The organism is Pseudomonas sp. L13, assembly GCF_009935965.1.
In the GTDB taxonomy this organism is placed as follows: domain Bacteria; phylum Pseudomonadota; class Gammaproteobacteria; order Pseudomonadales; family Pseudomonadaceae; genus Aquipseudomonas; species Aquipseudomonas lactis.
The window spans coordinates 1-6,846 of record NZ_QODJ01000115.1; the positions used below are offsets into that span (position 1 = coordinate 1).

General features: G+C 62.4%; 3 protein-coding genes. All 3 read right to left on the reverse strand.

The features are described from left to right. Window positions 1–203 precede the first annotated feature (203 nt). The 3 genes from DK871_RS28035 to DK871_RS28040 all read right to left on the reverse strand — a co-directional run bounded on the left by DK871_RS28035 (window position 204) and on the right by DK871_RS28040 (window position 6,538). Window positions 204–1,622, reverse strand: a complete 1,419-nt coding sequence (locus tag DK871_RS28035) for an amino acid permease (protein WP_054897689.1) — start codon at window positions 1,620–1,622, stop codon at window positions 204–206. A gap of 318 nt (window positions 1,623–1,940) precedes the next feature. After that, a complete protein-coding gene (locus tag DK871_RS29395; RefSeq protein WP_256677538.1) occupies window positions 1,941–3,497 on the reverse strand; it encodes a hypothetical protein in 1,557 nt (518 codons plus the stop codon). A 29-nt stretch (window positions 3,498–3,526) separates the two neighbouring features. After that, a complete protein-coding gene (locus tag DK871_RS28040; RefSeq protein ID WP_256677539.1) occupies window positions 3,527–6,538 on the reverse strand; it encodes a hypothetical protein in 3,012 nt (1,003 codons plus the stop codon). Window positions 6,539–6,846: the final 308 nt, after the last annotated feature.

Below are 6,846 nucleotides of genomic sequence, written 5' to 3' on the forward strand. Positions count from 1 at the left end.
CCGCGAAAGCGGAGTGTCAGTCACTGAATTTTTAACTGCACCACCGCTATCGCAGGCAAGCCAGCTCCCACATTGGTTGGGTATTGCCCACGGAGTCAGCGTCCGGCACCAATCCCCTGTGGGAGCGGGCTTGCTCGCGAAGGCGGCGGGTCAGTCAATTAATCTGCAACTGAACCACCGCCATCGCAGGCTAGCCCGCACATTTAAACGGAGCGGGTCGCGCTGCTATTGGCGACGGCGGGCTGCAACTTGAATACGTAGTACAACACGGTCAACAGCACCAGGAACGCAGGCCCGACATACAGCGCCACACGGGTCTCCGGGAAGTACGCCATCAGGCCCACCACCAGCACCAGGAATGCCAGCGCCAGGTAGGAGCTGACCGGGTACAGCCACATGCGGTACTTGAGGCCCGCTTGCTCGGCCGGGCTCAGGCCTTTGCGGAATTTGAGCTGAGCCAGCAGGATCATCAGCCAGGTCCAGATCGCGCCGAAAGTGGCGATGGAGGTCACCCACACGAACACCTGGTCCGGCACCAGGTAGTTGAGCAGTACGCCCAGCAACAAGGCAAAGATCGACAACAGCAACGCCTTGCGTGGCACGCCGTTACTAGAGGTGGTGCCGAACGTCGCCGGCGCCTGGCCGTTCTGCGCCAGGCTGTAGAGCATGCGCCCGGTGCTGAAGATGCCGCCGTTGCAGGACGACAACGCGGCGGTGATCACCACGAAGTTGATAATGCCCGCAGCGGTCTTGATGCCCAGGCGCTCGAAGGTCATCACGAACGGGCTGCCCTGGGTGCCGATTTCATTCCACGGGTAGATCGACAGGATCACGAACAACGCACCCACATAGAACAGCAGGATGCGCCAGAACACCGAGCCGATGGCGCTGGGAATGGTCTTCTGCGGGTTGCGCGCTTCACCGGCGGTAAGGCCGATCATCTCCACGCCCAGGTAGGCGAACATCACCATCTGCAACGACATCAACACGCCCTGCACACCGTTGGGCATGAAGCCGCCGTGGGTCCACAGGTTGGAAATGCCCAGTGCCACGCCGTCATTGCCGAAGCCGAAGGCGATGATGCCTACGCCACCGATCACCATCGCAATGATGGTGACGATCTTGATCAACGCGAACCAGAACTCGAACTCACCGAACGCCTTGACTGCGATGAGGTTGATGGTGCCCATGCTGATCAGCGCCGCCAGGGCCCAGATCCAGCGTGGCGTGTCGGGGAACCACACGCCCATGTACACCGCCACGGCGGTGATTTCCGCGACGCAGGTTACCAGCCACAGGAACCAGTAGTTCCAACCAGTGAGAAAGCCTGCCAGGGGGCCCAGGTAGTCCTGTGCATAACGACTGAACGAACCGGCGACAGGGTTGTGCACCGCCATTTCACCGAGGGCGCGCATGATCACCAGGATCGCCAGGCCGCCAATGATGTACGAAAGCATGATGGCCGGGCCGGCCATTTCGATCGCCTTGGCCGAGCCGAGAAACAGGCCGACACCGATACAGGCGCCCAGGGCCATCAAGCGAATATGGCGCTCGCCCAGTTCACGTTTGAGCGGGCCGCCTTGAGCGGTCTCGCCAGGGGGCAGTGGTTTGCCAACAGGCATAGGGATACAACCTCATTTTGTTATTGGATTTAGCCACCGAGTCTCAGGCGTATCAGCGGGTGGGCTCATACACCGGCCGGACCGGGCCTGCCTCGTGGGCAAACCCGCCTGGCGCAAATGCTCGGCCAGGACAGCGGGGCGTGCAGTATAAAAAGCTACCGATAGGGCTTTTCACTCAATAAACGGCAAAATTTGGCGATAAGCCCCGGAAAAATCGGCTTCGACGGAGCGGCTTCCCGCTGTCTAGACCGGCCCTGCCAGGGCAAAACGGCGCAGAGTATTACATAACTTTGAAAACCCAGGCTTATCGAGCGCGCCTCAGTCCACACTGAAAAACAGGCGCCGGGCCAGGCGTCGGGAAATGCTTGCACGCTCGATTTCCAGGGTTTGTCGCACGCGCCCGGTCTGGCCGGTGCGGATGCGCGCGAACGCCTGCGCCTCCACCTCGGCCTGCGCCTGGCGCCCCATTCGTTCCTGCTCGGGGCTCTTGAGGTGGGCGGCATTGTCTTTGTAGTGGTCGTCCGGCCCTACGCGGCTGTCGTAGTGAAAATGCGCGTAACACAGTGGCTGGCCGGTGTGGCTGTCCACGACGGCGTACACCTGCAAGAAATCCCGGGGCTTGCCTTTGATCGGCACGCGTGCGCCCTGTCTCACAATGCGCACTTCATTGAGTGAATGCAGAAAATCCACATCTTGCGCGCTGCTCAACTTGAGCTTGCTGGCATGCACCCGCGCCTGTACACCCGCTACATCCAGGCGCACCGCCGCGGCCCGAAGGTCGCTGGCCCGGATGCGGGCGTTGGCCTGTTGCGTCGCCGCCAACCTCGACACGTCCAGCTGGCGCAGTTTGCTGTCGATATCGGCGGCGAGCATCCGCCGGCTGTTGGCCTGCGCCACGAGCAAGGCCTGCTGCGACTGCGGTTCACACGTGCCGGTCATGGCCTGCACGTTGTCGATGGCCTTGTCGACATCTGCCAGCAAGCGTTGCCCCTTGTTCATCAATGCGCCCAACTGGGGGTTGGCTACCCGTGGCCTGGGCGGCGGCTCGAGTGGTTCCCATACACCGTCCTGCGCCTCGGTGAAGGTGGCAATCACAGTGCCCTTGTTATCCACCAGTTCCGCCGTGCCGTTGTCGCCGACCTGGGCCGGCGCTTTGATACGCGCGACGTACACATCACGGTTGCGGGTACGAATGATCTTTTTCTGTCGCGCACCCGTCGCCTGGGCTGACTTAGCCGGCCTGGCGCCTGATGGTGGTGCGAGCAAATCGGCCAACGCCTGCTCCACGTGCTCATGCAGGCTGCTCAGCAAGGCTTGGAGTTTTTCCAGATTGGCCAAGTCGAAGGTGTCCGGGGCCATGGCGCGCCAGAAATGAATATGGTCATCGGTGGTGGCGTAGACATGGCTGAAACTCTTGAGCAGTTCGACCCGTTCTTCACGGGTGGCGGGCATGTTTTCCAGCTCGGCCAGGGAGCGACTGGCCCAGCGAGCGCGATTGATCACTTGGTTCAAGCTGTCGAAAAACTCTTCTTCCAAGGGCGGGCCGTCGATATTGATGGTGATGCCCCACAAGGTGGTCAGTTGCAAGGCTTGCAGGTCGAGGATCGATGGGCGCGCCGGTACATCCGCCGCCAGCGTGAGCGCCTTGTTACGCCCAAGACGCGGCACCGCTTGCAGTTGGTTCAGATAGCTGCGCTCCAGGGTGCGCCAGCGGATGGCCGATTCTTCGGCGTCGACCTGTTCGCGCATGCGTTGATCAAGGTCGGCGTGGGCCTGGCGATTGAGGTCGGAGCCGGCTTCGTCTTCGCTCTCGTTCTCCAGCACCTCCAGCAGCGGCTTGATGCGATCATTGATCTGCGCCATCTGTTCACGCATGTGCACATCCAGCAAACGCAGGCTCAAAATCAGCGACTCAAGGATTTCGCACAGCTCCTGCTCATAATGGGGCGTGGCTTGATTTCACGCATGCGCATCAGCAATTGCAGTTCCTCTTGAGAACAGTGCACCTTGTTTTGCAGTTCCTTGCGGTAACGCTCGCGCAACGTGGCCCGTTGTTCCTCGCTGATCTTGCTGGCTGTCTCTTGCACCAGATGGCGTGCCACTTCCATCGTCGCGTTGGCCCTTGCCCGCCTGCGACCCGCCTCGCGGTATTGCGGCTCCAGGCTCGACAACGACTCCTCGCCGGCCGTCAACGCGGCGTCGACGGCAGCGTCGGCATTGCCGCCCGCCAGGCGCAACTGCCCATCGAAATCCCATTGCCCCTCGCCCAAAGGTTTCAACCAGGGCCCCAGGGTGCTGCCATCGGCGCTGACTACCCGCACCGCACCGGCTTTGACCGTGACGCGGTACAGGTGCCCGCGTATCAGCGCCTGCCACTGCGCCGGGGTGTGCGAAGTATCGCGCAGCAAGCCACGCTGCGGTCCGCTTTGCTCGGCCCCGGCCCATGAACCGGAGAAAGCCCGGAGACTGAGGCCGCGCGCCCGTGCGATCTGTGCGGCATTCAGATTGCCGCGGGCATTGGCCCAGCCGGCCGGCGCAGTGAAGCGCATGGGCACCGGCACCTGTGTCGGCACCAGCGGGCTCGATGCTGGCCGCGCCAGCGAGGCAAACACCGGCGCCTCCAGTTGCAGAGGCCGCAAAGGGTCATGGGGCGTCGCCTGATGAGCGAGGATCACCATGAGGTTGGTTAACACGTCCATCACCGCCGCGCTCTTGGCCTGCGGATCGTCGCTGGCCAGGCGCTGGATATCGCTTTGCAGGCTGTCCACCAGTTGCAGCAACCACCCGCCCAGCATCAGCGGCTCGCCGGCAAACGGCAGCACGGCACCGAACAGCAACCAGCCGGCCTGTTTCAACTGCGCCCAGCGTTGCTCGGCATTCGACACCGATTGCCGGTCGGCCAACGCCACCAGCGCCTTGGCGGTGCCGTGGAAAATCAGGCTAGCTGGGTCTTCGGTACTCAGTTGCTTGCTGAGTTGCACCGGCGCCGGTTTTTCATAAGCCGTGAACTCATCGCCAGGCAGAAAGTGGCGGATATGCGGCTCGTTGAAACCACCGTGGGCATACACCGCTTGCCGCGCCGGGGCCAGCCACGCCAGTACCTGCTCCTGCAAGGCCCCCGGGGCCTTGATCGCGTCGAGCAGTGCCTGGATGGACACGAACTCCTGCAGCGTCGGCGTCAGCAAAGGTCGGTACAACAGGTGCACGCCAACGCTTTGATCCCGAGGCCCGATGATGAACTGGTTGGTCACCTCGTCCGTCACCGCACCGGGCGCGGCCTTGAACGCCAGCGGCCACACGGCCATGGCCTGGCCTTGCACCTTGCGTTCAGCAGCCGAGGCTTGCAACGCGGCGTGCACACATTGAAAGCCGGCTTCGGTCAGGCCCTGTTCGGCCTTGATCTTCAACGCCAGCGCCAGCATCGGCAGTTGCACCCGCAACTGGGCCTGGAACAACTGCAAACGGCGCGCCGACTCTTGCGGGTCATCCAGCAGTTTTTTCTTCAGCATGTCCGGGTAGGCCTGGCCCACGTCGGCCTTGGTCACACAGCGTTGGAGCAGGCTGTAGGTCAGCCACTTGGGAGCTTTGGCGCCCTTGAGGGTGATGTCGCTGGCGGTGTGGGGAAAGCCGGCCAGGTTTTCCAGGGCCAGTTCGGTCAAGGTCAGGGTGACCGGGTCTACTTCGCCGGCGATAAAGCCTCCCTGCACCGGGACGGCGGCGGCAACCACGCGATTGAATGTCAGTTGGATATCTTGCGCGCGCAGCTTCTGGGCAGCGGGCTCAGTGCGCAGACAGGTTTGCAAGGCGTTGTTGGCAAACTGCCGGATCGAGTCAATGCCGTCCAGAAAGTGCTGGCCGTTGCTGCGCTGGCGGGCCAGCACCAGGTTCTGGAGCAGGCGCGCATAGGCGATGCTGTCAGCATCGTCGGCCTGGGCAAGCCAGTTTGGCATGGCGCTGCGCAGGGTCTGTTGCAAGGGAGTCAGGCTGGCAACGAACCAGCGACGTGGGTCGGTGATGTGGTCCAGCAGCCTCTGATGCTGCCCCAACAACAGGGGTTGGTGGCGGTCGATACTGTCGATGTCGCGCAATTGCTGCGCCAGGTAACTGGCCGCCAGGGCGTCGAAGGGATCGCCCTCAACGTCCTGGGCAAACCATTGGCCTACCGCACCATAGGCCGGTAATAGCGCGGCGACGTCGTTCAGGCGGGCTAGCGGGTGGATACCACTGGCGGGGCTGAACACCAGGGTTTGTTGCCCATGGCTGAGCACCAGCACGGGCAGCATCTGCGGCCCGTCCGGGCCTGGCTTGTACAACGCCTGTACGCGCAGGGCTTCACCTTGAGCATTCCATTGTCGGTCTGGCCGCACGGGGTGCAGCAGATGCCTGGGGAACAGCGTGGCAAATTGCGCTTCGCTCAAGCCAGGCGGTTTGGGTGAGTCGTACAGCAAGGCCAGCAGGTCGTCCGAGAGGTAACCCCAACGCGTCATGTCCACCGGCAATGCTTCACGCCACCAGGCTTGCAGGCGTTGCGCATAGGCGCCGAGCAAGAGCGCGCCGCAGCGGTCGATCAGCGGCTCAAGTTGCGCAAGGGCCGGCCCGCCCGGCTCGAAGACCTCGCGACGCCGCTGCACGACCTTATGAAAATCCGGCACCAGCAACATGGTTTTCGCGCTGGCCAGCCGCTGCACCACACGCTCGGCCAGGGATTGGTAAGCCAGCGTGCCGTCGCTGTCATCGGGAGTGCCGATGTAGATCAGGCCGGCTCGCCATATGCCGGTACCCAGCTGCTGGTCCAAATAAACCTGGGCGCTGTCTTGCGCAACCACTAGCAATGAGGGCGGCTCGCGAAACAGGGTTTCGATTTGCTCGAGAGTGGTTTGGCGGGGTGAGTCCAGGTAGGTCTCGGAGCGGGTCATGAGGGGCTCGATATGCGATTAAATCGCAGACGCTACTGGCTGGCGCAAGACCGGTGGCTGTACACAGTTAGCTCTACGGGAGATGTGCCAGGCGCAAATTTTGTGGGCAGTACACGACCACTGCGGGAGCTGGCTTGCGATAGCCATAGGTATCTACACAACTGTGCAGCGCTCAACGGTAACCACGATGCGAAGCGAGTCGCTCTTGATCTGCTTTTGATCTGCTTTTGATTTTGATCTCAGGCGCCCCGTCAAACCACGCTGGCCGGAATTCGACAGGGATTTGGGGGGTAAACCGGCAGGGATGC

Bases quoted from the DNA above. Each gene is read 5' to 3' on its own strand.
- DK871_RS28035 (WP_054897689.1), bottom strand. From the start codon at position 1,622: ATGCCTGTTGGCAAACCACTGCCCCCTGGCGAGACCGCTCAAGGCGGC.
- DK871_RS29395 (WP_256677538.1), bottom strand. From the start codon at position 3,497: ATGCGTGAACAGATGGCGCAGATCAATGATCGCATCAAGCCGCTGCTG.
- DK871_RS28040 (WP_256677539.1), bottom strand. From the start codon at position 6,538: ATGACCCGCTCCGAGACCTACCTGGACTCACCCCGCCAAACCACTCTC.